This is a genomic window from Rhodococcus sp. IEGM 1341 (genome assembly GCF_030056895.1).
Lineage (GTDB): Bacteria > Actinomycetota > Actinomycetes > Mycobacteriales > Mycobacteriaceae > Rhodococcoides.
In genome coordinates this window covers 1-25,776 of sequence record NZ_JASHKV010000007.1, presented here as the reverse complement: position 1 = coordinate 25,776, position 25,776 = coordinate 1, and the positions used below count along the sequence as shown (strand labels likewise).

Annotated in this window: 27 protein-coding genes; 17 read left to right on the top strand and 10 right to left on the bottom strand. The window is 65.5% G+C overall.

What is annotated here, in order from left to right; all coding sequences use genetic code 11:
- Positions 1-68 precede the first annotated feature (68 nt).
- The 3 genes from QM615_RS16065 to QM615_RS16055 are packed head-to-tail and all read left to right on the top strand — an operon-like array spanning position 69 to position 1,886.
- The gene (locus QM615_RS16065; RefSeq protein WP_094641227.1) at positions 69-1,025 is read left to right on the top strand and encodes an alpha/beta hydrolase; all 957 of its coding nucleotides are present in this window, start codon (positions 69-71) and stop codon (positions 1,023-1,025) included.
- 17 nt (positions 1,026-1,042) lie between these two features.
- On the top strand, positions 1,043-1,402 hold the full coding sequence (locus QM615_RS16060) for a VOC family protein (protein ID WP_149407573.1): 360 nt from the start codon (positions 1,043-1,045) through the stop codon (positions 1,400-1,402).
- Positions 1,403-1,412: 10 nt separating this feature from the next.
- Positions 1,413-1,886 carry an SRPBCC family protein gene (locus QM615_RS16055; protein ID WP_149407574.1) on the top strand — a complete coding sequence of 158 codons (474 nt, stop codon included), beginning with the start codon at positions 1,413-1,415 and terminating at the stop codon, positions 1,884-1,886.
- On the opposite strand, the gene QM615_RS16050 is transcribed toward QM615_RS16055, so the two are convergent.
- Complete coding sequence (locus tag QM615_RS16050; protein WP_149407575.1) at positions 1,852-2,733, bottom strand: alpha/beta hydrolase family protein; 882 nt, start codon at positions 2,731-2,733, stop codon at positions 1,852-1,854. The two genes, QM615_RS16055 and QM615_RS16050, sit on opposite strands and share 35 nt — an antisense overlap.
- A gap of 75 nt (positions 2,734-2,808) precedes the next feature.
- Positions 2,809-4,176 (bottom strand): WS/DGAT domain-containing protein, encoded by a 1,368-nt coding sequence (locus tag QM615_RS16045; protein ID WP_149407576.1) that lies wholly within the window; start codon positions 4,174-4,176, stop codon positions 2,809-2,811.
- Positions 4,177-4,372: 196 nt separating this feature from the next.
- Between QM615_RS16045 and QM615_RS16040 the strand changes: the two genes are divergently transcribed.
- Complete coding sequence (locus QM615_RS16040; RefSeq protein WP_149407577.1) at positions 4,373-5,725, top strand: sialidase family protein; 1,353 nt, start codon at positions 4,373-4,375, stop codon at positions 5,723-5,725.
- 54 nt (positions 5,726-5,779) lie between these two features.
- Here the strand turns inward: QM615_RS16040 and QM615_RS16035 are convergent, their stop codons facing one another.
- Both QM615_RS16035 and QM615_RS16030 read right to left on the bottom strand, forming a co-directional pair.
- The gene (locus QM615_RS16035; RefSeq protein ID WP_149407578.1) at positions 5,780-6,601 is read right to left on the bottom strand and encodes a hypothetical protein; all 822 of its coding nucleotides are present in this window, start codon (positions 6,599-6,601) and stop codon (positions 5,780-5,782) included.
- A gap of 134 nt (positions 6,602-6,735) precedes the next feature.
- On the bottom strand, positions 6,736-7,314 hold the full coding sequence (locus QM615_RS16030) for a TerD family protein (protein WP_068052993.1): 579 nt from the start codon (positions 7,312-7,314) through the stop codon (positions 6,736-6,738).
- Between the two features lie 226 nt (positions 7,315-7,540).
- Here QM615_RS16030 and QM615_RS16025 point away from each other — a divergent pair, with 226 nt between their 5' ends.
- Entirely contained in the window at positions 7,541-8,290 is a 750-nt protein-coding gene (locus QM615_RS16025) for a DUF1906 domain-containing protein (protein WP_149407579.1), read from the top strand.
- 158 nt (positions 8,291-8,448) lie between these two features.
- Here QM615_RS16025 and QM615_RS16020 read toward each other — a convergent pair whose 3' ends face one another.
- The gene (locus QM615_RS16020) at positions 8,449-9,309 is read right to left on the bottom strand and encodes an Rv1157c family protein (protein WP_149407580.1); all 861 of its coding nucleotides are present in this window, start codon (positions 9,307-9,309) and stop codon (positions 8,449-8,451) included.
- Between the two features lie 303 nt (positions 9,310-9,612).
- Here QM615_RS16020 and QM615_RS16015 point away from each other — a divergent pair, with 303 nt between their 5' ends.
- Positions 9,613-10,833, top strand: coding sequence for a mannosyltransferase (locus QM615_RS16015; protein WP_149407581.1), 1,221 nt, complete (start codon positions 9,613-9,615; stop codon positions 10,831-10,833).
- Here QM615_RS16015 and QM615_RS16010 read toward each other — a convergent pair.
- A complete protein-coding gene (locus QM615_RS16010) occupies positions 10,775-11,059 on the bottom strand; it encodes a 4a-hydroxytetrahydrobiopterin dehydratase (RefSeq protein WP_149407582.1) in 285 nt (94 codons plus the stop codon). The two genes, QM615_RS16015 and QM615_RS16010, sit on opposite strands and share 59 nt — an antisense overlap.
- 14 nt (positions 11,060-11,073) lie before the next feature.
- Here QM615_RS16010 and QM615_RS16005 point away from each other — a divergent pair, with 14 nt between their 5' ends.
- Complete coding sequence (locus QM615_RS16005; protein WP_149407583.1) at positions 11,074-11,487, top strand: (deoxy)nucleoside triphosphate pyrophosphohydrolase; 414 nt, start codon at positions 11,074-11,076, stop codon at positions 11,485-11,487.
- On the opposite strand, the gene QM615_RS16000 is transcribed toward QM615_RS16005, so the two are convergent.
- Positions 11,465-11,641, bottom strand: coding sequence for a hypothetical protein (locus tag QM615_RS16000; protein WP_094612381.1), 177 nt, complete (start codon positions 11,639-11,641; stop codon positions 11,465-11,467). The genes QM615_RS16005 and QM615_RS16000 overlap by 23 nt on opposite strands.
- Positions 11,642-11,816: 175 nt before the next feature.
- On the opposite strand from QM615_RS16000, the gene typA reads away from it, so the two are divergent.
- The 6 genes from typA to QM615_RS15970 all read left to right on the top strand — a co-directional run bounded on the left by typA (position 11,817) and on the right by QM615_RS15970 (position 18,004).
- Positions 11,817-13,754 carry a translational GTPase TypA gene (typA, locus tag QM615_RS15995; protein ID WP_121873294.1) on the top strand — a complete coding sequence of 646 codons (1,938 nt, stop codon included), beginning with the start codon at positions 11,817-11,819 and terminating at the stop codon, positions 13,752-13,754.
- A gap of 106 nt (positions 13,755-13,860) precedes the next feature.
- Entirely contained in the window at positions 13,861-15,642 is a 1,782-nt protein-coding gene (locus tag QM615_RS15990) for an ABC transporter family substrate-binding protein (RefSeq protein ID WP_149407603.1), read from the top strand.
- Complete coding sequence (locus QM615_RS15985; protein WP_262498571.1) at positions 15,639-16,319, top strand: haloacid dehalogenase type II; 681 nt, start codon at positions 15,639-15,641, stop codon at positions 16,317-16,319. Before QM615_RS15990 ends, QM615_RS15985 begins: the two co-directional genes overlap by 4 nt.
- A 91-nt stretch (positions 16,320-16,410) precedes the next feature.
- On the top strand, positions 16,411-17,304 hold the full coding sequence (mshB, locus tag QM615_RS15980) for an N-acetyl-1-D-myo-inositol-2-amino-2-deoxy-alpha-D-glucopyranoside deacetylase (RefSeq protein ID WP_149407584.1): 894 nt from the start codon (positions 16,411-16,413) through the stop codon (positions 17,302-17,304).
- A 43-nt stretch (positions 17,305-17,347) separates the two neighbouring features.
- Positions 17,348-17,506 carry a hypothetical protein gene (locus tag QM615_RS15975; RefSeq protein WP_008714214.1) on the top strand — a complete coding sequence of 53 codons (159 nt, stop codon included), beginning with the start codon at positions 17,348-17,350 and terminating at the stop codon, positions 17,504-17,506.
- A gap of 45 nt (positions 17,507-17,551) precedes the next feature.
- On the top strand, positions 17,552-18,004 hold the full coding sequence (locus QM615_RS15970) for a hypothetical protein (RefSeq protein ID WP_149407585.1): 453 nt from the start codon (positions 17,552-17,554) through the stop codon (positions 18,002-18,004).
- Here the strand turns inward: QM615_RS15970 and QM615_RS15965 are convergent.
- The 3 genes from QM615_RS15965 to QM615_RS15955 all read right to left on the bottom strand — a co-directional run bounded on the left by QM615_RS15965 (position 17,931) and on the right by QM615_RS15955 (position 20,633).
- Positions 17,931-18,626 carry a uracil-DNA glycosylase gene (locus QM615_RS15965; RefSeq protein WP_068052983.1) on the bottom strand — a complete coding sequence of 232 codons (696 nt, stop codon included), beginning with the start codon at positions 18,624-18,626 and terminating at the stop codon, positions 17,931-17,933. The genes QM615_RS15970 and QM615_RS15965 overlap by 74 nt on opposite strands.
- A gap of 1 nt (position 18,627) precedes the next feature.
- Entirely contained in the window at positions 18,628-20,076 is a 1,449-nt protein-coding gene (locus tag QM615_RS15960; protein WP_262498572.1) for a PH domain-containing protein, read from the bottom strand.
- Between the two features lie 77 nt (positions 20,077-20,153).
- A complete protein-coding gene (locus QM615_RS15955; RefSeq protein ID WP_149407587.1) occupies positions 20,154-20,633 on the bottom strand; it encodes a PH domain-containing protein in 480 nt (159 codons plus the stop codon).
- 94 nt (positions 20,634-20,727) lie between these two features.
- Here QM615_RS15955 and QM615_RS15950 point away from each other — a divergent pair, with 94 nt between their 5' ends.
- The 4 genes from QM615_RS15950 (at position 20,728) to dapC (ending at position 25,668) form a co-directional block, all read left to right on the top strand.
- Positions 20,728-23,328, top strand: a complete 2,601-nt coding sequence (locus QM615_RS15950) for a bifunctional FO biosynthesis protein CofGH (protein WP_149407588.1) — start codon at positions 20,728-20,730, stop codon at positions 23,326-23,328.
- 36 nt (positions 23,329-23,364) lie between these two features.
- Entirely contained in the window at positions 23,365-24,123 is a 759-nt protein-coding gene (locus tag QM615_RS15945; protein WP_068053012.1) for a hypothetical protein, read from the top strand.
- A 113-nt stretch (positions 24,124-24,236) separates the two neighbouring features.
- On the top strand, positions 24,237-24,560 hold the full coding sequence (gene fdxA / locus QM615_RS15940; RefSeq protein ID WP_008714223.1) for a ferredoxin: 324 nt from the start codon (positions 24,237-24,239) through the stop codon (positions 24,558-24,560).
- Positions 24,561-24,564: 4 nt separating this feature from the next.
- Positions 24,565-25,668 (top strand): succinyldiaminopimelate transaminase, encoded by a 1,104-nt coding sequence (gene dapC, locus QM615_RS15935; RefSeq protein ID WP_149407589.1) that lies wholly within the window; start codon positions 24,565-24,567, stop codon positions 25,666-25,668.
- Positions 25,669-25,776 lie beyond the last annotated feature (108 nt).

Below are 25,776 nucleotides of genomic sequence, written 5' to 3'. Positions count from 1 at the left end.
CGCTGCCGTGACCGGGCTGTTACCCTCCCCGAGACGGTCGGCTGGATACGAACAAGGGGACAATCTTCATGCTGCATGGTCGGATACGAAGTCTGGTGCTCGCTGTAGTGGCGGTATTGGTCGCCACGATGGCAACGGTGCTGATGGGGACCGGTGTGGCGAAGGCCGACTCCGAGCTCGTCTACGTCTACTCGCCGTCGATGGACAAGAACATTCCGGTCAAGGTGCTCAAGGCTGCCGGCGGCGGCCCCGCACCCACCCTGTATCTGCTCGACGGCCTGCGCGCGCCCGAGAACGACAACGGCTGGCTCATCGAGACCGACGTCGAGAGCTTCTTCGCCGACAAGCACGTCAACGTGGCCATCCCGTTCGGCGGCGGCGGCACCTTCTACTCCGACTGGCAGCGGGACGACCCCAAGCTCGGACGCGTGAAGTGGGAAACCTTCCTCACCCAGGAGCTGCCTCCGTTCATGGCCGATCGCTTCGGCAGCGACAACGTCAACAACGCGGTGGCCGGACTGTCGATGAGCGGAACCTCGGCGCTCAACCTGGCCGCCCACCACCCCGACTTCTACAAGGCGGTCGCCTCGTTCAGCGGCTACCCGACCGCCAGCAGCCCCGGATTCGCGCAGGGCATTGCCGTCGCCGTCGGCGAGATGGGCGGCAACGCTCGCAACATGTGGGGTACCTGGCCGTCTGCGGACTGGATCCGCAACGATCCGTCCCTCAACGTCGGTGCGCTGCGCAACACGGCAGTCTTCGTCTCCTCGGGAAGTGGCTCACCGGCCACGGACCCTGTGTTCAACCCGGCCAGCAGCAGCTTCGACCCGGTCAGGTTCGCGCAGATGGTGCCGCTCGAAACAGCCGCAGGCATGAGCAGCCGGGCATTCGTTCCGCTGCTGCAGGCTGTCGGTGGTCGACCCAACGTCAAGATCACCGGTACCGGTGTGCACTGGTGGAACCACTGGGAGCAGCACCTGCACGACGCATGGTTCGAGACAATCGCCCCTGCCGTCGGAGGCTGACAGCTACTCTTTCCGCCATGACGCCACCGCGGATCACCGTCGACTACACGGTGCTCGATTGCCCGGATCCAGCAGCGCTTGCCCGCTTCTACAGCACAATTCTCGGCTGGGAGCATGCCGGCGACGACGGTGACTGGGTGGTGATTCACGGCCCGGGCGAGCTGCGGTTGGCGTTCCAGCGTGCGCCGGAGTTCACTCCGATCGACTGGCCGAACGACGGGATCAAAATCCACCTGGACCTCGTGGTCGACGACATGGAACAGGCCAGGGACTTCGTCGTCGACGCCGGGGCCGAACTCATCGACCACGCGCAGCCCTCGTTCTGGGTGTACCGCGATCCCGCGGGGCACATCTTCTGCCTGTGCAAAAGAAAATGAAGGAACTGTCATGGTCAGCGAAACCCACCCGGTACTCGTCGAGCGATCGGCCCTCGTCCGGGCGGACGCCGCCACCGTGCACGCTCTGATCGACAACTTTCACCATTGGAAGCAATGGTCGCCCTACGAGGGACTCGACCCTGGTTTGCAGCGCACCTACACCGGTCCCGACGCCGGAGTGGGGGCGTCGTACTCGTGGTCGGGTAACCGCAAGGCCGGCGCGGGGACGATGACCATCACCGAGTCGATTCCCGAAGAACTGATCGTGCTCGACCTCGCGTTCACCAAGCCGTTCAAGAATCGGAACGTCACGGCGTTCCTGCTCGAGCCCGTCGCCGATGGAACCCGAGTGACCTGGCGTATGTCGGGAAAGCAGAACAAGCTCTTCGCTCTGATCGGAAAAGTGTTCTCGATGGACAAGCTCGTCGGACCGGATTTCGAGAAGGGGCTCAGGCAGCTCGCCGTTGTGGCCGAGAAGGGCTGAGTCGGTTCTCCCGTAGATCCGCCTGCTCGCCGAGCCAGCGGGCGAGAACCTGGCAGCCGGTGAGGCCGTCTGCATAATCCTCGCGCGCATACGCGATGTGTCGGCCACCGCCGGGGTTCGACCACTCGAATCGACGCCAGCGCATCGACTGCGGCAGATACCCGCCCAATTCTGCGGCCGCCGTGCGGAGGCGTCGAACATCCTTAGCCCACTGCGAGGGTCGAAGGCGCGTCCGGGTCGCGTTTTGGAAGCTGTTGCTGCGCAGTAGTTTCAGTAGTTCACGCAGCCAGATTTTCGGGGTGCGAAACGACATCCATCGGGTCAGGTCGGCAACGTCGCGAATGAGACTGTCGTCGCTTGCGTTGCAGATCATGTCGGACTTCAGACCGATCCACTGAACCGGAATCGACTCGGGCAGAGCCGGACCCGCGCCGGCGACGCCGCGTCCGGTGCAGCCGTCGACGGCACCCACCGGCTGCTGAGGATCCGACACCAGACCAGCGGCAACGATGCGGCTGCCGTCGATCGTCCCGTCGTGGACGAGACCGAGGACCTCGCGCACCACCGTCGCTCCCTGGGAGTATCCGATCAGCGCAATCGGCCCGGCAGTGCTCTCGAGTGTGCGGCGTAGACGCCGGACACCGATGTCTGCGCTGTGCCGAAAGCAGAGTCCACCGAGCGCGACCGGACCGTACGACGCCGGATAGCCGACCCAGCGGTCGACGAAGCGGTCGTCGAGCTCGCGGGTGACGCAGGCCAGCAGGCCCGTCACTCGCGTCCGGTGGTCGGACGGATGTGATTCACCGGTACCTCCGACGGCGAGTACGGTGACCGTTTCGTGGCTCATGGCTGTCAGTCTGGTCGGGGAACCTGAGCCCGACGCCCGACAAATGCTGAGAACTGTCTGGCAGTTCGGTCCCGGTCAGGTCAGAGCAGTGCGGACCTTGTCGAGGGCGTCGCGAAGGAGAGCCTCGTACAGATCCGGGTCGGGTACGGCTGCGCTGTTCGACGTGATTCCGATGGTGACGGTATCGCCGATGCCGTGGACTCCGTGGGTCAGGCTCATGGCGGGGGACAGGGCCGGAAAACCTGCGGTGAATCGGACGCGGCCGCCGCCGAGCGTCAGGTCTGCAGCACCGCGCGAAACACTGGACACGACGGTGTTCCCGGTGACCATCGGAGGGGCTGCGGTCGGATCGAACTGCGCGACGCCCCATTCGGCCAGAAACGCCGGCACGTGTGCTTCGACGTCGTCCTGTGAGGCGCGGGCTGCCCGCGACAGCGGATGATTCGCGCGAGCTCGGCGCGCAGCCAGATCGGCGGCGACGAGCTGACTGCGAGTACGAATGTCCGGTTCGGCGGGAAACAGTCCGACGCCGACGTTGCCGAAATTGTTTCGCGCGTCGGCTCGCTCATCCCTGGCGACGGTGACCTCGGCGGCCAGATCCGGACCGTCGCCGAGAAGCCGTTGCAGTGCAACGGATACTGCAGTCAGCCCGAACGTGGTGACGGTGGTCCCGCCGGACTGCAGCTCGGTTTTCGGAAGCACGATGGTCCGCACCGACGTCCGGCCGGTGGGCGGCACGTCGAGGTCGGTCGGAGCGCGCGAATGTGCGGGCGGGGGAATGTCGCCCGAATCGGTACCTCGCCCGAGGCTCAGCGCGTCGCGTCGGGCGCGGACACCGCCGCGAACCATCTGCGCCAGCCGAAGCGGAAGAGTTGCGGCGGCAACGATTGTGGATGCCGACTCGAACGCCGCACGAGGCTTTACTTGGACGCACGCCGGTGGGAGTGGATGCGTGCCGAACAGCTCGCGAGCAGCGCGAGCGGCCAGTGTTCCGTCGGCCGCCGCGTGCGAAAGCTGCAGCACGGCAACGAGGGCCGTGCCGCCGGGAGCATCGACGATGTTCGGATACAGGTGCAGGTGCCACACGGACACTCGGGGGTCGACCTGACGTGCGAACGATGCGGCGATCGCATCGAGGCACTCCGACCACGTGCTCGTTTTTCGGTGCACGGAGATCGCGTCGGAGCGCGGGCTCGCCTCGGTCCAACGGGGATAGTCGAGGCCGCACGCGACGTCGCTGATGCGTCGACTCAGGACCTCGACGCGGCTGCTGCGCTCGTGCAATCGGGCCACCTCGGAATCGAGGTCTCCCGATTCGCTGGCGAAGCAGTACAGCAGAAACTGGTCACTCGGAATCTTCGACGCCATCCAGTACGCACGCGCGTCGGTCGGATGCAGGCGGGTCGATCCGGGGCGGCTGTGGGCGGCTCGAACGCGGGGCACTCGTCGAGCCTATGCGTCCCTGCGTGAACCGGAAATCCACAGACTGGCCGGTCCCATTCTGTGAACTGTCACCAGGATGGGCCGAGGACTTCTTCGATTGCCTGGAGGTCTACCGGCATCATGGGCGCTAGCCTGATCCAATGCATCGACCAGCACTGTGGCCGCGACGCCGCGGCGGCACCCAACGGCGGGTGTCGTGACGCCCAGAGTTGCCTCGGGTTATCGGGCTGGACTGCGTTCCTCGACCAATGCCGCCGCATCGGCCGACTTCGTCACCGACATCTCCTACACCGAGTACGGCTCCGCCGCCTGCACCCTCGGGGTCGCGGCGGACAACACCGTGTTCGTCGCGCCCGCGTTCACCGTGGACGGCATCGGGGTACTGCGCTCGTCCGATTTCGGAAAGTCATGGCGTGCATCGGTTCCCGAGGGCGTGCAACGGAGTCGGAATCGGCCGTATCTGTATTTCGACGACGTCGACGAGCGTCTGTTCCTGCACGCCGGACGATTCGACGCGGTGCCGCCCCATCAGTTGCGAACGGGCTTCACCCTGGGAGTCAGTGACGATCGGGGCGAAACCTGGCGCACGCGCACAGTGGCATCGAAAGCCAGGATGGATGCCAAAGTGTTTGCCGGTCCGAGCAATTCACGGACCGGAAGGGTTACGTACCTGTCCGCGCCCACGCCGTTCGCAGTACGTGTGAGGCCACTGATCAACGTCACCCGTCAGGTCATCTGGCGGTCCTTCGACGGCGGGGTGAAGTGGGAGGTAGCCGGTGGTTTCGACATCGATTCGAAGAACATCCCCGGATTGCCGAGTCGGGAGTACGTCTCGTTCGGTAAGGGTGTCGTCGGTCCGGACGGCACCGTCTACATCGGTGGCCGCTACGGTCGACGGTTCGCTGTGGCGGTCAGTCGCGACGAGGGCCTGACGTGGGACGTTCGGATGGTTCCGGGATCGGCGCTGGCGAAGTACCACAACGCAGTGCATTTTCTGCTGCTCGGTTCGCGCTATCTGCTGCCGGAGTCGATGGCCGTCGATGATGACGGAAACGTGTACGCGGTGTGGCCGGACCGCGACGGATTGCTGCATGCTGCCTGGTCCTCGGACGGCGCGGTGAATTGGTCGAGGCCGGTGGTGGTGTCGGCACCGGGAGTGCGCGACGCCCGCTTCGGCGCAATCACCGCCACCGGGTCCGGGCGGGTGGGCATCGCATACTACGGACGCGAGAAGGGGCGTGCCTTCCACGGCTTCATCGCGCAGTGCCGCGACTTCCGTACCGGCAGCCCGGTGTTCGTCGGCGGTAAGTACAACGAACCCGATGCACCGCTGTTTCCCTACGGATTCTGCAGTGGCGTTGCGAGTTTCGGTTTGGGCCGTTCACTCAACGAGATAGTCCGCGTGCATTTCGCCCCCAACGGTGACCTCGTGACCGGGGCCGCGATGCAGATGCGGGGACGAAACAGGCAACGCCCCTGGGCGGCGCGCTCGCAACACACCGAGATGCAGGCGGTCCTGGGACGGCTGGGTCGAATCGTCAGGGCATAGACGAAAGGCCCTGCAGCAGAGCGCTGCAGGGCCCTTCGTGGTCTTGCTTACCTACTAGGCGACGTTGATCATGCCGACTGTGGGGAAGAAGAAGCAGCTCTTGTCCGAACCGTCGAGGGCCTTGTGGTTCACCGTGCCGAACACCGCGGCCAGAACGGTTCCCGATCCGGTTTCGACGGGTACGGCGCGGGCACCGGCGGCAGGCAGCGAGTCGATCGCTCCGATGACGAACGGCCGAACGATGTCCTTCGCGGCGTCGGGCACACCGGAATTGGTGAGGATCGAATCGGCGAGAGTGGTTGCCAGGCCGCCGAAGTCGGCGAATCCGCCCTGCAGGGTGTTGACGTTGAACCAGGCGACCTGCATCCCGGTCTTGTTCTCGGAATCGTTCACGATTCCGGCCGGGACGAACGCGAACATCGTCTCGCCCTTGTCGACTGCATTGAGCTCGGGAATCTGGATGGACGGCAGGAACGGCAACGTGGGGATGGCGGGCGCGGTCAGCTGCGGCCACGGTCCTGCCGCTCCGCCTGCGACACCGGGAACGATGCCGAGGGGCGAGCTCGCCGTTGCGGAGCAGTTGATGGCTGCGGTGGGGTAGAAGAACGGCGTGATGCCGAAGTCGGTGAGGGCTTTGTTGGCTGCGTTCAGTGCGGCGAACGGATCGACGTTCGCATCCTCGGCGACCGGGGTGCGTGAGTCGGCGATCGCGGTCGCGGCGTCGAGCGAGGCACCACCCTGTCCCTGCAGTGCGGCGATCGCCTGCGCCAGCGGATCGGCCGGTGCCGGATCCGCTGCGGCAGTGGCGGGAACAGCGAGCAATGCTGCGCAGGAGAGCGCGAGCGCGCCCGCCAGACGGCTGAGGCGACGAGACATGTGTGACTCCTGTGACTGATGTGGCTTATGTTGCGGTTGCGCTGATATCACCACACATCATCTCGACGTCACAAGCTCAGAAAGATTCCGTTGTTCAATCGAGACGGTCCCAACGAGCCGGGCTGTGACTGCCGTCACCCCACGTCGATGCCGAAGTCGCGCACGATTCCCTCCAGCCCCGACGCATAGCCCTGGCCGATGGCGCGGAACTTCCATTCGGCCCCGCGTCGGTACAGCTCGCCGAACACCATCGCGGTTTCGGTGGAGGCGTCTTCGCTGAGGTCGAAACGGGCGAGTTCGCGCCCATCGGACTTGTCGACCACGCGAATGAAGGCGTTGACGACCTGACCGAAGTTCTGGCCCAGGGCGTCGGCGTTGTGAATGGACACCGGGAAGACGATGGAGTCCACTTCCGGGGTCAGGGCAGCCAGGTCGACATCGATGCTCTCGTCGTCACCTTCGCCCTCGCCGGTCCGGTTGTCGCCGGTGTGCTCGATGGCACCGTCGGGGGAGCGCAGGTTGTTGTAGAAGACGAAGTAGCTGTCGCTCAGTGCCTTCTTCGTGGTGCGAAGTCCGATGGCGCTGGCGTCGAGATCGAAGTCTCCGCCGGTGGTGGCGCGGACATCCCAGCCGAGTCCCACGCTCACCGCCGTCAGATTCGGTGCTTCTTTGGTCAGCGAGACATTTCCACCCTTGGCAAGCGTTACGCCCATGTCCATCCACTCCTCAGCGCGTTCGTCCGTGCGTCGTCCTCTCCACCATATTCATGTTCGTGACGTAGGTGCGCGAGGTGCTCGTGTGAAGCTGGAGGGGAACGGGGTGGGTGTGAGCAGTGGGGCTGGCGGTACCGATGGGATTGTGATGGGATACGACAAACGATGGAAGATAGCAGTGGTTGTGCGATTTCTGGGGTAGGCGCGCCGCCGCGATCGAACGACGATGGAGATTTTTGTGCAGGTTTCGCGACGTGAACTGTTCAAGTACGCCGCCGCGGGGTCCGCGGCCGCCGTCGGATTGGTTGCGTTGGGCTCTGCGACCGCGCACGCCGACGCCGGGCTCGGCACGCTCGTCGACTACTCGGGTGGGGTGCCATCGGCATCCGCCATCAAGAATGCCGGTCACCTCGGAGCTGTCCGCTACGTTTCCGATCGGCGACCGGATGCGAACTGGATGATCGGGAAGCCGATGCGCAAGTCCGAGGCCGATGCCTTGACATCTGCAGGCCTGGAAGTGGTCTCGAACTATCAATTCGGCAAGGGGGCCACGTCCGACTGGCGTGGCGGTTACGCAGCGGGCGTGAAGCACGCAGAGCGAGGCCTCGAGCTCCACCTCGCCGCCGGTGGTCCGGCAGACCGCCCGATCTACGCGTCGATCGACGACAACCCCACCGCCGTGGAGTTCGCAACCCTGATCGCGCCGTACATCCTGGGCTGGCAGTCGGTGATCGGAGCCGAGAACACGGGGATCTACGCCAATTCACCGACCATCGAATTGGCCTCGGTTGCCGGACTCGGCCAATGGTATTGGCAGCACAATTGGGGAACACCCAAGGGCTTCGTTCACCCCGACGCGCACATTCATCAGATCCGAATCGACAAGGATTTCGTGGGTGGAGTCAAAGTCGACATCAACAATATTCTGAAAGCCGATTACGGGCAGTGGTCGAAATCTGCCGCGGACATTCTCTGAAATACCATCGATGTAATTCATTTCGGCATTCCCGAATGTATTGCGACAATCGATCCGAGCCGCTCGTGCACATTCTTCCCGAATTCGCCTGAACGAACAGTTCGCCCCCGGCTTCCGATGAAGCCGGGGGCGAACTGGTTCGGTAGTGCAGATACGAGCTACGGAACGTAGACCGTACCGATGGTGGGCAAGAAGGTGCAGCTGCGCGGAGCCGCCGCCGGATCTTCCTTCGACTGCGTGGTGATGGAACCGGAGACGACCGACAGGACGCGTCCGGGGCCGGTGTCGGCGATCGCGGACAGAGTCGCCGGACCGTCGGTGTTGATCATGGCCGCGCCGGTCAGATCCTGTGTACCCGAGCGACGGTTGTCGACGTTGAGCCAGGTCACCGTCAGGGGAGCTGCCTGCTCCGCGGCAATCGGTGCGGTGCCGAGGGCGGTGAAGACGAAGCCGGCCTGGCCTGCGCCCGGTCCGGGAGGCGGCAGGGTGGCGGGGCCGGGTACGGCCAGGGCGGTTCCGACGGAATCGGCGGTGTCGGAGATGCACCCCATGCCGAGCGTCGGGTACAGGAACTGGGCGATGACGGGTCCGTCGGACGGCAGTTCCGGTCCGCCGCCGCCGGAGCCGTCCAGGAAGGTGATGACCCTTTCGAGCAGGGCCTTGACCTGGTCCGGCAGCTGCGCCGTCTCGAGCAATGCGCGGGCCTGACCGAGCAGGTCGGCCGCCGGAGCGGCTCCCACGTCGGCAGGTCCGGCTGCGGCACCGAGAATGGCCGGTGCGAACGAGGCGAGTGCTTCCACTTCGGCCAGGTTGGGCATGGGCTCACCGGGGGCGGGAAGGAACTGAGCGATCAGAGCAGCGGGATCGGCCGGCGCTGCGGGCAGATCTGCCGGTGCCATCGGCACCAATGGCTGTGCGGATGCGCTGGTCGGCACGACTAGTGCGGCGGCTGCGGCTACGGCAAAGGCTGTAACTACGCGACGCGTTCCGCGGGTACGAAGCACGGTGATATTCCCCATTCTGATCATGACGCGGGCCCACGGCGACAGCCGGTGCTCGAGGGGTCACTCTATGTAGCGCAATCCCCGATGTACAGCTGTTGTCGAACGAGCCCTCCCCCGTCGCATCTATGCCAGGGCAGTCTATTGGTCACACGCTGCGAATTCTCCGCAGAGGCTCACGATAACCTGTTACTGAAGTTGTCAGTGTGAAAGGTGATGCAAATGTTACTCGGGTGCATGCGCGGTTGGGGCGCGTGAACCGAGCCCTATAAGCTCGACGACCGATACACCGCATCGATACCGAACGGAACCGCACGCACAGTGAACCGACTTGTTCGGCTGGCCCCCGTTCTGCTCGCGGTCTCGGTGATCAGCCGATTCGTCTGGGCCTTCGCGACGCCCAACGGAATGAACCTCGTGGACCTACACGTCTACGTCGACGGCTCCGCGGCACTGCTCGGCGGCAATCTGTACGACTACACGTATTCGGTACAGACCCCGGACTTCCCACTCCCGTTCACGTACCCGCCGTTCGCCGCGCTCGTGTTCTTCCCGCTGCACTATCTGCCGTTCACCTTGGTCGGCGTCCTGTGGCAGGCCGCGACCATGCTCGCGCTGTTCGCCGTGGTGAGGCTGACGCTGTCGATGGTGCTCGGCGACGAGCGCGCCGCGGAGCCGCGCTGGGTGCGCATCGCAATGCTGTGGACCGCGCTGGGGCTGTGGTCCGAACCCGTGCGGACGACGCTTGACTATGGCCAGGTCAACGTGTTCCTGGTGCTGGTGGCGATTCTCGCGGTACGCAGCAGCAGGTGGTGGGTGGCTGGAGGGCTGGTCGGCTTCGCTGCCGGAATCAAGCTGACCCCGGCCATCACCGGTCTCTACTTCCTGGCGACTCGGCGATGGAAGGCCGCGGCGTTCTCGGCAGTGGCCTTCGCCCTCACCGTCGCGGTCAGCTACGCGGCGCTCGGACATCAGGCGGCCACGTACTTCACCACACTGCTCGGCGATGCCGACCGCATCGGCCCCGTCGGCTCGGTCTGGAACCAGTCTCTGCGAGGAGCGCTCAGCCGGATCGCGGGGGAGGACGTCGGGCAGGGCCCGGTGTGGATCGTCGCCGCCGTCGTCGCGACAGGGCTTGCGCTCGCGGCATGGCGTGCGATCGGACGCGAGGATCATCTGGGCACGCTGGTGATCGTGCAACTTCTCGGCCTGCTGATCTCGCCGATCTCCTGGTCGCACCACTGGATCTGGGTGATCCCGATGGTGATCTGGCTGGTGCACGGGCCGCTGCGCGACGTCGCCGGGTCGAAGATCGTCGCGGGCTACTGGTTGGTGACGGTGACCGTGGGGGTGCCGTGGCTGCTCAGTTTCTTCCAGGAATCGATCTGGACCATCCCCCGTCCCGGACTCGAGGCGTGGGCCGGTGCGGTCGACGTGATCGGCTCGGCCTTGCTCCTGGGCTGGGTCGTGTATGCGGGACGAGTCATGAAAGCTCGATCAGTTGATCGATCCGACGCGCCAGATCCACATCCTTCTGCGTGAGTCCGCCGGCACTGTGGGTCGAGAGGGCGAACGTCAACGTCCGCCATCTGATGTCGATGTCGGGGTGATGGTCCGCCTCTTCCGCGGCGTCGGCCACCCGGTTCACCGCCTCGATCGCTGCGGGAAACGACGCCAGTTCGACGGTACGAGTCAGGGATTTGCCGACCACGGTCCATTCGGTGAGCCGGGCGTCCTCGATGTCGCGGTCGGTCAGCAGTTCGGTCATAGAAAGATGGTGGCATGTCCGGTACCCCCACCGCTGTGGTTGTCGCAGCCGCGTTGACGCACGACGGCAGGCTGCTGCTCGCGCAACGAACCCGTCCGCCCGAGCTGGCGGGTCTCTGGGAACTGCCCGGCGGCAAGGTCGAGCCGGGGGAGTCCGAGGACGCCGCGCTGGCTCGCGAGCTGCGCGAGGAATTGGGAGTCGAGTGCTCGATCGGAGCGGCGCTGACCGGAGACGTCGATCTTGCGGGCGGCCTGGTGCTGCGCGCTTACCGAGCCGCGCTGATCTCGGGAATGCCTGCAGCCCTGGAACATTCGGCCCTGCGGTGGGTGGACGTCGCGACGCTGCCGACGATGGATCTGGTCGACGCGGATCGGCTCTGGTTGCCCGAACTCCAGCAGATTCTGCTCACTTCGCCCGGGCGGTCTTGAGGCCCTTCTTCAGGTCCTTCTTGGTTGCGCCTGCCGATTCGAGTTTCTTCATTCGCATGATGACCACGGGGCATTTGATGCACCGAACCTTCTTGCGACAGCATTTTTTCTTGGGCTTCATCCCCGAGACATCTACGGCCTTTATCTTGCCCATGAGCACCAAGACTAATGGGTGGCGCAGGTCACAGACCTGAGGGTGGCGCGGGGCACTGCCGGACTACGGGTAAACTCGATCAGTCGCGAGAACCTCGCGGTGCAGCGCGCTTCTCTAGCGACATAAGCCCGCTAGCGAACAAGAGCCCGCATTCGACTCCAGGAGAATTTTTCGCGTGAGCGCCCCAAGCAGTGCAGACAACATCGACAGCACCACCACTTTTCGCAACGTAGCCATCGTTGCACACGTCGACCATGGCAAGACCACCCTGGTCGACGCCATGCTCCGGCAGTCAGGCGCGTTCGAGGAACGTGCCGAAGCGATCGACCGCGTCATGGACTCGGGTGACCTCGAAAAAGAAAAAGGCATCACGATCCTGGCCAAGAACACGGCCGTTCACAAGCGCAATGCCGACGGCACCATCACCGTCATCAACGTGATCGACACCCCCGGCCACGCCGACTTCGGCGGAGAGGTCGAGCGCGGCCTGTCCATGGTCGACGGCGTCGTCCTTCTCGTCGACGCTTCCGAGGGCCCGCTTCCGCAGACCCGCTTCGTGCTGCGCAAGGCGCTCGCTGCCTCCCTGCCGGTGATCCTGGTCGTGAACAAGACCGACCGTCCCGACGCGCGTATCGAAGAGGTCGTCTCGGAGAGCCACGATCTGCTCCTCGACCTCGCGTCCGACCTCGACGACGAAGCGTCCGAGGCAGCCGAGCTCGCCCTCGACCTTCCTGTTCTCTACGCCTCCGGCCGTGAGGGCAAGGCGTCGCGTGTTCAGCCCGAGAACGGCAACGCGCCCGACGCCGAGAACCTCGACGAGCTGTTCGAGGTGCTGCTCAACTACGTCCCCGCGCCCAAGGGCAACGTCGACGCACCGCTGCAGGCGCACGTCACCAACCTCGACGCGTCGGCCTTCCTCGGCCGCCTCGCCCTGGTGCGTATCCACAACGGCCAGCTCTCCAAGGGCCAGACCGTGAGCTGGATGCGCGAGGTCGACGGCGAGCCCGTCGTCCAGAAGGCCAAGATCACCGAGCTGCTCAACACCATCGGCGTCGAGCGCGTCCCCGGTGAGCGCGGCGTCGCAGGCGACATCGTCGCCGTCGCGGGCTTCCCCGACATCATGATCGGTGACACCCTCGCCGATCTGGAGAACCCGGTCGCACTGCCCCGTATCACGGTCGACCAGCCGGCCATCTCGGTCACCATCGGCACCAACACGAGCCCGCTCGTCGGACGCGTCAGCGGCCACAAGCTCACCTCGCGCATGGTCAAGAGCCGTCTGGACCAGGAGCTCATCGGTAACGTCTCGCTCAAGGTCCTCGACATCGGTCGCCCCGATGCCTGGGAGGTCCAGGGTCGTGGCGAGCTGGCGCTGGCCATCCTCGTCGAGCAGATGCGTCGCGAAGGCTTCGAGCTCACCGTCGGCAAGCCGCAGGTGGTCACCCAGCAGGTCGACGGCAAGCTGCACGAGCCCTTCGAAGAGCTCATGGTCGACACACCGGAGGAGTACCTCGGTGCGGTCACTCAGCTGCTCGCAGCTCGCAAGGGCAAGATGGTGCAGATGACGAACCACGGCGCAGGCTGGGTTCGCATGGAATTCATCGTTCCTTCGCGCGGCCTGATCGGCTTCCGCACCGAGTTCCTCACGGACACCCGTGGCACCGGTATCGCCAACGCCGTCTTCCACGGTTACGCACCGTGGGCCGGTGAGATCCGCGCGCGCCACACCGGTTCGCTCGTCTCGGACCGTCACGGCACCGTCACCCCGTTCGCGATGATCCAGCTGGCCGATCGCGGCACGTTCTTCGTCGAGCCGGGCGCAGACACCTACGAGGGCATGGTCGTGGGCATCAACCCGCGTCAGGAAGACCTCGACATCAACGTCACCCGCGAGAAGAAGCTGACCAACATGCGTCAGTCCTCCGCAGACGTCATGGAGACCCTGGCCAAGCCCAAGAAGCTCGACCTGGAAATGGCCATGGAGTTCTGTGCAGGCGACGAGTGCGTCGAGGTGACCCCCGAGGTCGTCCGCGTCCGCAAGGTGCACCTCGATTCCAACGAGCGCGCCCGCGAGCGTTCGCGCAGCAAGACTCGCGACAAGGCTGCTCTGTAAGACTCACTTCGTGCGGCAGAAGCGACGTGTCACCCTCGTGGGGCGCGTCGCTTCTGTCGCAGAAGGTAGCCGACTACGAAGGAGATCCTCGTTGCGCAAGGTGCTGATGCCGACGGTTCTGGTTTCTGCCATCGCTCTGGTACTCACCGCGTGCACTGCGGATCCGCCGCCCCCGATCGAGAGTGTCGAGACTCCGGTCAGCACGACGATGGTTCCGGCCGAGACCGGTGATCCGGTCGTCGTCGCCATCGACGACGTCGGTATCGGCTTCAATCCACATCTTCTGGCGGATCAGTCGCCCGCGACGGCCGCGGTGAGTTCACTGGTTCTGCCCAGCCCGTTCCGCCCGGTCCGGAACCCCGACACCGGGGTGACCACGTGGGAGCCGGACCTGTCGTTGCTGCTCTCGGCCGAGGTGACGTCGCAATCGCCGCTCACCATCCGCTACCAGCTGCGCAACGAGGCGCAGTGGTCCGACAGCGCTCCGATCGCCGCCGAGGACTTCCGCTACCTGTGGCAGCAGATGATCACCCAGCCCGGTGTCGTCGATCCGGCGGGGTACGGGCTCATCAGCGATGTCGCGTCCTCGGGCGGTGGCAAGACGGTCGACGTGACGCTCTCGTCTCCGTATCCGGCCTGGCAGCGACTGTTCGCCGATCTGGTGCCCTCGCACCTGCTCAAGGACTCACCCGGCGGTTTCCAGGGAGGCCTGACGGACAACGTGCCGGTCTCCGGTTCGCGGTTCAACATCAAGACCGTCGACCGGGGTCGGGACGAGATTCTGCTCGAACGCAACGACCGATTCTGGGGCGAGCCCGCATCACCGGATCAGATCCTCATCCGCCGCGGGGGCACCTCCGCTCAGCTGGCCGATTCGCTGCGGTCCAGTGACGCGCAGATCGCCCAGGTTCGTGGGGGATCGGCTCTGCGGGCTCAGCTCTCGGCGATTCCCGGCGTGCGGACCGACACCATCCGGCAATCCCGAGTGCTGTCGATGACGGTCAACGGGCGAGCGCCGAACATGTCGAATTCGATTGTGCGACAGGGGATACTGGGTCTACTCGACCCCGATCTGCTCGCGACGGTCGGAGCCGGCGGTGGCTCGACGGATCGCCGGGCTGCAGCGCAGCTGTCCTCGCCGTCCGACCCCGGATACACCGCGACGGCGCCGGCCCCCATCGGCAGAACAGCTGCTCTCCAACTGCTCGAACGGGCCGGGTTCGTACCGACACCCGATGCCGTGGTCACATCGACCCCGAACCCGAGCGCACCGACCACCGCCGCTCCGACGACGAGTCCCGACCCGGCCTCCACGAGCGCTCCGGGCCCGAGTGTCACCAAGCTTGCGGACCCGACCGGCACAGCGTTGCGGTTCGTGATCGGTGCCGTCGAGAACGACGACATCGCGCTCGCGGTCGCCGGAACGGCCGCAGACGAACTCGTCGGCGCAGGCATCGATGCGACCGTGACCCCACTTGCCGCCGACGAGCTGTACTCGACGGCGTTGACAGACGGAACCGTCGACGCGGTGGTCGGATGGACCAGCGCGGGAGTCGACCCCGCCACGGCCCTCGCCTCCCGGTTCGGTTGCGTCGACGAGCCGGCCGACAGCAGCGGCGACGGCGTCGAGATACCGCGAAATCTGTCCGGTCTGTGTGTTCCGGAACTGCAACCGACGATCGACAGGGCACTGGTGAGCGGTCTCGAATCCTCCGTGGCCAGAAACGACATCGAGCCGAGGCTGTGGTCGCTGGCGTCGACGCTGCCGATCATGCAGGACGCATCCGTGGTGGCGGCCGTACCCGGCATCACAGGCGTCTCGCTGACCGGCCCGGTCGAGGTCGGGATCTTCGCCGACGCTCCGCAGTGGATGCGGACGCCCCGGTGACTCGCATCGATCGCCCCGCCGTCATCGTGTTCGACGTGAACGAGACGTTGTCCGACATGTCCACGATGCCGGCACGGTTCGCCGACGTGGGCGCTCCGCCGCACTTGTTCGCGACGTGGTTCGCGGGACTGCTCCGAGACGGATTCGCGTTGGCAGCAGCGGATGCTGCCCAGCCCTTCGCCGTCATCGGTTCCGGTTCGCTTCGTACGCTGCTGTTCGACACCGCCTCGAACCCGGATCTGGACGCCGCGGTGGACCACATCATGGGTGGTTTCGCGGTGCTCGACGTTCATTCCGATGTCGTCGAGGGAGTGACTGCTCTGGCAGCACTCGGCATCCGGCTGATCACTCTGAGCAACGGTTCGGTCCAGGTGGCACAGACCCTGCTGGACAAGGCCGGAGTGCGCGAGAATTTCGAGTCGTTGCTGTCGGTGGAGGCCGCCGGTCGATGGAAGCCGCACGCGGACTCCTACCGCTACGCACTCGAACAGTGCGGCGCGAAGCCGGAGGACGCCATGCTCGTCGCGGTTCATCCCTGGGACATCGACGGCGCGCACCGTGCAGGCTTGGCGACCGCCTGGATCCATCGCGACGGCGGGCCGTACCCGGATTACCTTGCTGCGCCCGACGTGACGGCACGATCGCTGCCGCATCTGGCGCAGCTGCTCGGCCGATGACAGCAGTGATGCCGATGCCGGCAGTGATACGGACGACAGAACGAACGGCGAGTAACCAGCGATGACAGGGCAGGCAATGACGGATCAGGCGATGACGGAGCCACAGCGGTTGCTCCTGGTGCACGCGCATCCGGACGACGAAACCATCACCACCGGCGGCACCATCGCGCATTACGTCCGCGCCGGGGCAGAGGTCACGGTGCTCACCTGCTCGCTCGGCGAGGAGGGCGAAGTGATCGGTGAGACGTGGGCCGATCTGGTGGTCGATCGCGCTGATCAGCTCGGCGGTTACCGGATCCTGGAATTGCACCGCGCGCTCGCTGCCCTGGGCTGCAACCCGCCGCGCTTTCTCGGCGGTGCCGGACGCTGGCGGGATTCCGGGATGGCAGGGACGTCGGCGGCTCGCAAACCGCGCGCGTTCGTCAACGCGGACCGTGACGAGGCCCTGGGAGCGCTCGTGTCGGTCATGCGTGAGCTCCGGCCGCAGGTCGTCGTCGGATACGACCCCGAGGGCGGGTACGGCCACCCCGATCACCAGCAGGTGCACTCGCTGGTGACCGAGGCCGTCGAGATCTGCGGAACCGAGGTCTACCCCGATGCCGGAGCGCCGTGGGAGGTGTCGAAGTTCTACTGGACCGTCACCGGACACGATCAACTGCAGTCGGGTCTCGCCGCGATCGACGAGCTTCCGGCCGAATGGCGGCTGCCGGTCGACGGTGAGCTGCCCAGCGTCCCGGAAAGCATGATCACCACCAGCATCGACATTCGGGGCGTGCTCGACGCCAAGCGGGACGCACTGCGCGCACATGCGACTCAGGTGACCGTCGCGCCGTCGGGCAACGAGTACGCACTGTCCAACGACATCGCCCAGCCGATATTGCTCGACGAGCAGTACGTGCTCGTGCGGGGCGAGCCCGGCGGCGATGCGACGGGCAGGGAGACGGACCTTTTCGCAGGCGTACTAGGCTGTGCTTCGCATCACTGAATGACCACAGGGTCGATCTCACCACAGCAGGGGCGGAACACACATGTACAACTGGGTAGTGCAGGACGCCATCGTCGCGTTCGTCGATTCTCTCAAGCCGCAGTTCGGCGCACAGGCAGATCTGTACCAGTACGTTCTGGGTCAGATCGCCATGGGCGCGAGCAATCTGCTCACCTCGCTCGGGTACCCGCCGGTTTCCTGAGTGCCGGCGCACTGAAACAACCAGGGTCAAGGCAGTATTGGGCGCATGATCTCGAAAGCTGCATCCAATACTGTCGCCCTGGTGTCCTGGGCGACGGTCGCAGTGCTGGTGTTCGACGGCTTTCTGTCCGGAATTCTGTCGGTCTTCTTTCTCCCGACCTACCTCGGTTCGGTGCAGTTCCCCGTCAGTGCACTGCTCGGCGGAGTTGCCAACGTCGCGTTGATCCTGGCGGCGCGCAAGGTCGCCGAGCGGCCGCTCTGGGTGGCGTCACCCTTGATCGGATGGTTCGCCGCGGTTCTGCTGTGCATGTTCGGCGGGCCCGGCGGCGACGTTCTCCTGCTCGCCGATTGGCGCACCATGCTGCTGATCGTTGCCGGAGCGGGCCCCGCAGGAGTGCTGCTGTTCATGTTCCGGATGAAGGCGATCACAGCAAGCGTGCATGCCGACCCGCATCCCGCAGTACGTCCTCGATCATCGTCGGAGTCAACAATCCGGTGAAGGTGTTTCGCTGGCTGACGTGATAGCTGGCGAACACGGTGATCGACCCCAGATCGAGCTTGGCTCCATGGCCGAACTTCGGTGCAGGCCTTGGTATCTCCCATCCGTTGGCCGCCAGTATGGGCAACAGGGACTGCCAGCCGAAGGCGCCGAGAACGAGCACCGACCGTAGCGTCGGGCGCAGCAACCGCAATTCGTCGTCCAGCCAGGGCCTGCATGCGTCTCGCTCGGCGGGAGTCGGCTTGTTCTGCGGCGGAGCGCAGTGCACCGGTGCCGCAATGCGAACTCCGTTGAGCGCCAGCCCGTCTCCGATATGCGTCGCGGTGGGTTGGTTGGCCAAACCGACCGCATGCATCGCGCGATAGAGAACGTCCCCGCTTCGGTCTCCGGTGAACATCCGGCCGGTGCGGTTGCCACCGTGCGCTGCCGGGGCGAGCCCGACGATCAGCATGGCCGCGTCGGCGGGTCCGAAACTGGGAACCGCTCTACCCCAATATGTTTCGTTCGCAAAAGCGGCTCGCTTCTCGAGCGCGACCTGCTCGCGCCACTGCACCAGACGCGGGCAGGCGCGGCATTCCGACACTGCGAGGTCGAGCTCCTCGATGCTCTGCGGCCGCGTCATGTCAGGTTCGGTGCAGCCAGATGTCTCCGGCACCAGGGGTGACGGCGTCGATCATCGCCCACGCGTTCTCGATGGGGATGTCGATCACCTCGTAGTGACCTACGCCGGCCGGAGTAGCGGCGACGATGGTGGCCACCCCGGCGCGACGCTGGAAGAACGTCTGCCGCACCGTCCAGCCGATGATGCCTGCGGCCTCGAGGCTGTGCCGACTCCTGTCGAGCGAGCCGTGTCGGGTGATGAGCCAACCGGGCAGTACCGCGTGGCCGAGGCCACGGAAGCGATCGTGCGCGAGCCCGAAGGCGGCGACGAACAATACCCCGAGCGCGATCCAAGCGAGTATCGGGATGGGCGCGCCGAAGTACTGCGCGATTCCCAGGCCGGCCGCGATGACCAACACCGGCAGCACCGCCCGGGTGTAGCGGCGACGCCGCGCCGCGGGTCCGTGCTGCAGCAGGGGGCGGTCGGCACCGCCGTGCAAACCGGCGTCGCCGAGGACCGTGGTCATCATGCGGAGTGCTTCGGCGCGCGGGGCCTGGGGGAGCAGCAGGGACGATTCCTTCTTCTCGGCGCTGACGCCGGTCATGATGGCGTCGAGCCTGGCGCCTTTCACCGCGCGCAGCAGCAGTGGTTCGGACAGTGACGTGCCGCGCAGCCGCTTGCGATCGAGTGTCGACTGGCGGGTCCGCAGCAGTCCATGACTGACGTGCAGCGTGCGCCCCTGATCGGTGACCGTCAGATTGGCGTAGGTCAACAGGTAGCGAACGCACGCGAAGATGCTCGACACGACCAGCAGCGCAATCAGAGCCACGACCACGAACAACGCGATTCCCAGTTGCTCTGCGGAATCGATGCTGTTGGAGACCACCGAAGACTCGGCCAATGTTCGCCCGAGTCCGTACTGGAACAGCACACCGACGGCCGCGGCGATGGTGACGATGCCGGTGATGGAGAACGGTGCGAACCGCACCCACGAGAACTGCCAGTGAGCGATCTCCACTTCGAGTTCCGATGCCGCCGTTGGCATCCCGTCGGACGTCGGTATCTGTCCCGAGACCCGCTGCAGCAGATCCCCACGAAGCGCAGGCACCAGTGACGTGTCGAGTGCGTTGAGCTCGAAGGCCTCGCCGTTGCCTGCTTGTCGGCCGGTGCCGATACGCAGGATGGACAGCCCGAGCACCCGGTGCAGAACGTTCGCCTCCACGTCGACCGACCGAATCCTGTTGCGCGGAATGGACAGAACTTTCTTCTGCAGCACCCCGCTGCGCAGCTGCACGTGCACCGGACCGATCCGGTAACTGGTGGTGAACCACCGCAGGATCGCGAACACCACGACGACCACGAGAATGCCGAGACTCCAGTAGTGGTTGCCGCTCTGGCTGCCGACGAAGAACGAGATCAGCAATACGGGCAGGAGCTTGATGCCCTCGTTCACCGGATGTACCAACAACATTCGCTTGTCCAGGCGCAGCCACGGTTGCTCCTCCTCGACGGCCAGCAGTTCTGCCTGATCCTGCGGGTCACCGACGGTCACGTTGCGTCTCCGACGGTACGGCCGGCGATGTCGGTGAGTCGCGCGACCGTCTTGTCCGCGACTTCCTGGTCGAGCGCCGTGATCTTCACCGCGCCGGCAGAGGACGCCGTCGTGACCGTGACCGTGGCCAACCCCAGCAGGCGATCGAGAGGTCCGCGCTCGGTGTCGACGGTCTGTACCCGCGAGATCGGTGCGATGCGTCGCTCCTGGCTCAGCCAGCCGGTGCGGGTGTAGACCGCGGTGTCGCTGATCTCCCAGCGATGCACGCGATACCGCCACTGGGGCACGATCGCGATGTGCAGCACAGCGAGCACCACCGAGGCGACGAGGACGGCCACATGCGGCCAGGTCGTCCAATTCGAGTCGACGATTGCCCATACGATCTGGGCGACGAAAATCGGTGCCCACAGCAGACCGGCGCTCAGAGCCCAGAGCAGACGTGCGCGCGGAGACGGTTGCCACTGTGGATCGGTCATCGTTGTCACGGGTACAAACCTATGGGTGTCGTTTGGTATCCACCACCCCGGAGCCTGCGGAATGACCTAGCAAGGCGGGAGTGGAGTCTGCGGAATGACCCGAGTAGGGGAGGGGCGGGTGGCACGTGCGTACCAGGAAGCGCATGATCGACTGGTGACTTCGTTGCCTGACACCGCTCCAGCTGCTTCTGCCATGCGCCGCGTTCTGCGTCGTGCCCGGGACGGAGTCTCGTTGAACGTCGACGAGGCGACGGTTCTGCTGCATGCGCGTGGGGACGATCTGGTGGATCTGATGGCGTCGGCTGCGCGGGTTCGTGACGCCGGGCTCGAGTCGGCCGGGCGTCCGAAGACCGTGTCGTATTCGCGAAAGGTGTTCGTACCCATCACCCGGTTGTGCCGCGACAAGTGCCACTACTGCACATTCGTCACGGTCCCGGGCAAGCTCAATGCTTCCGGCCACGGGATGTTCATGGATCCCGACGAGATCATCGACGTCGCCCGCAAGGGTGCCGCGCTGGGCTGCAAGGAGGCGCTGTTCACTCTCGGTGACCGGCCGGAGGAGCGGTGGCCGGAGGCCAAGGCGTGGCTCGACTCGCGCGGCTACGATTCGACGCTGGATTACGTGCGCGCCATGTCGATCAGGGTGCTCGAGGAGACAGGTTTGCTGCCGCACCTCAATCCCGGTGTGATGTCGTGGCAGGAACTGTCGCGCCTCAAGCCGGTCGCTCCGTCGATGGGGATGATGCTCGAGACCACCTCGCGTCGGTTGTTCGAGGAGAAGGGGCAGGCGCACTACGGCAGTCCGGACAAGGATCCCGAGGTTCGCCTGCGCACGCTGACCGACGCGGGACGGCTCAACATTCCGTTCACGACGGGAATTCTCGTCGGTATCGGCGAGACGCTCCGTGATCGCGCCGAGTCGATCATGGCAATTCGCAAGGTGCACAAGTCTTTCGGGCACGTGCAGGAAATCATCGTGCAGAACTTCCTGGCCAAGTCCGATACCGCTATGCGGTCGGTTCCCGACGCCGGTCTCGAGGAATTCCTGGCGACGATCGCGGTGACGCGCATGGTGGTCGGCCCTTCGATGCGAATCCAGGCTCCGCCGAACCTGGTGGCAGCGGAGGAGACCGCAGCGTTGCTGGGCGCAGGCGTCGACGATTGGGGCGGGGTCTCGCCGCTGACCCCCGATCACGTCAATCCCGAGCGCCCGTGGCCGAACCTCGACACCCTGGCGGAACTGTCCGACAAGGCGGGCTACCGCTTGGTGGAACGTGTTGCAGCGCAGCCGCAGTACGTCCTCGCCGGTGCTCCGTGGATCGATCCGCGGATCTCGGCGCACGTGCGGGCGCTGGCCGATCCGGAGACCGGCATGGCGCGCGAGAACGTGAACCCGACGGGTCTGCCGTGGCAGGAACCGGACGAGGAGTGGGAGTCCTCGGGCCGCGTCGACCTGAACACCGAGATCGACACCCAGGGGCGTAACACCGAAACGCGTTCGGATCTGGCGAATGCGTTCGGTGACTGGGATTCGATCCGCGAGCAGGTGCGTGATCTCGCCGGCCTCGAACGGGTGGACCGGGACCTGGTCTCGGCGTTGACGGCTGCGGAGAAGGACCCGGCCGGGTTGTCCGACGAGCAGTACCTCGCGCTCGCGACCGCCGAGGGCCCGGGCATGGACGCCGTCGCTGCCCTCGCCGACGATCTGCGCAAGCAGGTCAACGGAGACACCGTCACCTACGTGGTGAACCGGAACATCAACTTCACCAACATCTGCTACACCGGCTGCCGCTTCTGCGCGTTCGCTCAGCGCAAGGGCGACGCCGACGCATTCACGTTGTCCACCACCGAGGTCGCCGATCGGGCGTGGGAAGCGCACGTCGTCGGGGCCACCGAGGTGTGCATGCAGGGCGGGATCGACCCCGAACTCCCCGTGACCGGGTACGCCGACCTGGTGCGGGCGGTCAAGGCCAAGGTGCCGTCGATGCACGTGCACGCCTTCTCTCCGATGGAGATCGTCAACGGGGCATCGCGGGGCGGTCAGTCGATCCGTGAGTGGCTGACCGAGCTCCGGGCCGCCGGGCTGGACTCGATCCCGGGAACGGCCGCGGAGATTCTCGACGACGAGGTCCGCTGGGTACTCACCAAGGGCAAGCTGCCCGCGGCCGAGTGGATCGAAGTGATCACCACCGCGCACGAGGTGGGCCTGCGGTCGAGCTCGACGATGATGTACGGCCACGTCGACAATCCGTCGCACTGGGTCGGCCATCTGAACGTGCTCAAGAAGATCCAGGACAAGACCGGCGGGTTCACCGAGTTCGTGCCGCTGCCGTTCGTGCACCAGTCCTCGCCGCTGTATCTGGCCGGGGCTTCGCGACCCGGCCCGACCAACCGGGACAACCGCGCCGTGCATGCTCTGGCCCGCATCATGCTGCACGGCCGGATCGACAATATTCAGACCTCATGGGTGAAATTGGGAATCACGGGTACACAGGCGATGCTGAACGGGGGCGCGAACGATCTGGGCGGGACCCTGATGGAAGAGACGATCTCACGCATGGCGGGTTCGCAGAACGGTTCGGAGAAGACCGTTGCGGAACTGCACGAGATCGCCGACGGCATCGGACGACCGGTTCGTCAGCGCACCACCACGTACGGCCCGGCTCCGGCGGTGTCCGTTGCCGGCCTGATCTGACCCTCGGGGTCACTCTCGAAATGGAGCTTGTCTGACATGGACGACCGTCGCGTCGCCGCGGTGCTGAGCAGTGCCGTCGCCATCATCCATCCCGTGCTCGACATCCTCGCGACTCGCGACCCGATAGGGCTCAAGGGCAGGACGTTCCGCGAGTCTTCCGCGGATGATTCGACCCTCGACAACGTCATCGATTTCCTGGCGAAGGCCTTCGACACCACCGACTTCCCGGGCACCGCAGGCTGGGAGAAGCTCGGCAGTGACGCTCGGTCGCAGTGGTGGGTCAATCGCATCGGAGCTCTCAACACCGTTGCCGTCGCGTTTCCCGGTGTGTTCGGCATCCTGGTCAACCGCCTGCCGATCCAGGATCTGCTCGGGTTCGCCAACCAGGCGATGGTGCTCGTCGCCGTGGCCCGCGAATCAGGGGTGACCGACCGCGAGACGCATGTGGCGCTACTCGGTTCGGTGCTGTGCAAGCGCGACCTGACGTCCCTGGCCGACAGTGCTCCGGCGAAGAAGGAAGAGTCCCCCAAGTCGGGTCCGTTCGCGCTGCTGCGCGGCATGTGGCAGATCGCCAACGTGCTGCGCGACGTCGCAGGCGAGCTGGAGAAGCGTCCGCATCCTCGTGGCATCTACCGCGTGCTCGGTGCCATCCCGGTCGTCGGTGGCGTCGCCGGATACTTCGGCGAGCGCGGCGCGCTCTCTCGTGCCGCCAAGCAGGGCCGCAAGTGGCTTGCGGCCCACAAGAAAGCCTCGAACCTCGGGGCCGACTCGCCCGCGAAGCAGCTACGGCGATAGCCGATCGAGCCAGGTGAGGTCACCCTGGTCGGTTTGCTCCAGGTTCGGACCGCGATACTAGGATGCTCAGGGCGCGCGAGCGCCCACGATCGATACAGGAGGGGAGAGCAGCAGTGACCTACTCGATTGCAGAACCGTGCGTAGATGTACTGGACAAAGCGTGCATCGAAGAGTGCCCGGTGGATTGCATCTACGAGGGTAACCGAATGCTGTACATCCACCCCGACGAATGCGTCGACTGCGGAGCCTGCGAGCCCGTGTGCCCCGTCGAGGCCATTTTCTACGAGGACGACGTGCCCGAGCAGTGGAGCGCATACGTCGGTGCCAACGTCGACTTCTTCGACGACCTGGGATCTCCGGGCGGCGCTGCGAAACTCGGCAAGACCGACTACGACCCGCCGTTCATCAAGGCTCTGCCTCCCATGGGCGAGAACTGACGCCTTGGCACGCAGAGCGGTGGCAGCGGCGCTGCCCGATTTTCCATGGGACTCGTTGACCGCTGCCAAGGACAAGGCGTCGGCGCACCCGGGCGGCATCGTCAACCTGTCGGTGGGGACACCGGTGGATCCGGTTGCGCAGGTGATCCGTACGGCCTTGAATTCCGTTGCGGGCGAGCCCGGTTACCCCACCACGGTCGGGACCGTCGCGCTGCGTGAGGCCGCGGTGGCCGCGCTCGAGCGTCGGTACTCGATCACCGGTCTTTCGCCCGACGCGGTGCTCCCGGCCATCGGCACCAAGGAAATGATCGCCTGGCTGCCGACGCTACTCGGCCTGGGAGCCGACGACCTGGTTGTCATCCCCGAATTGGCCTACCCCACTTACGAAGTGGGGGCCCTGCTGGCGGGCGCGCGAATTCTGCGAGCCGACGGGTTGTCGCGTCTTGGCCCCGAGCGGGCGTCGCTGATCTTCGTCAACTCACCGTCCAACCCGTCCGGCAAGGTGCTCGGAGTCGAGCATCTCCGCAAAGTCGTCGACTGGGCCCGCGAGCGTGACGCCATCGTCGTCTCCGACGAGTGCTACTTGGGTCTGACCTGGGAAGCCGAAGCGGTCTCTGTGCTGGATCCGCGCGTGTGCGACGGCGATCACGCCAATCTGCTTGCGGTGCACTCGCTTTCGAAGACCTCGAACCTGGCCAGCTACCGCGCCGGCTTCGTCACCGGCGACGCATCCCTGGTTGCCGAGCTGCTCGAGGTACGCAAGCACGCCGGCATGATGGTGCCGCTGCCGATCCAGGCCGCCATGACCGCCGCACTCGCCGACGACGAGCACGAGAGCATTCAGCGCGAGCGGTACCGATCACGCAGGACTGTATTGAAGGAAGCCGTCGAAGCAGCCGGATTCACCGTCGACCACTCCGAGGCCGGGCTGTACCTGTGGGCGACGCGAGGCGAACCGTGCCGCGACACCGTCGACTGGCTCGCCGAACGCGGCATCCTCGCTGCCCCGGGAGAGTTCTACGGACCGAACGGTGGACAACACGTGCGCATCGCACTCACCGCCACGGACGAACGCATCGAGGCTGCGGCGGCTCGTCTGCGCGGGTAGTCGGGTTTCTCTGGTGCGCTGAGCGTCCACTATTCGACTTCGCGAGCGGGATTCGGGCTGTTTCGATTTCGAGGTGGCCGTCGTTGGGCTGGGTGTGCGCGTAGGAAC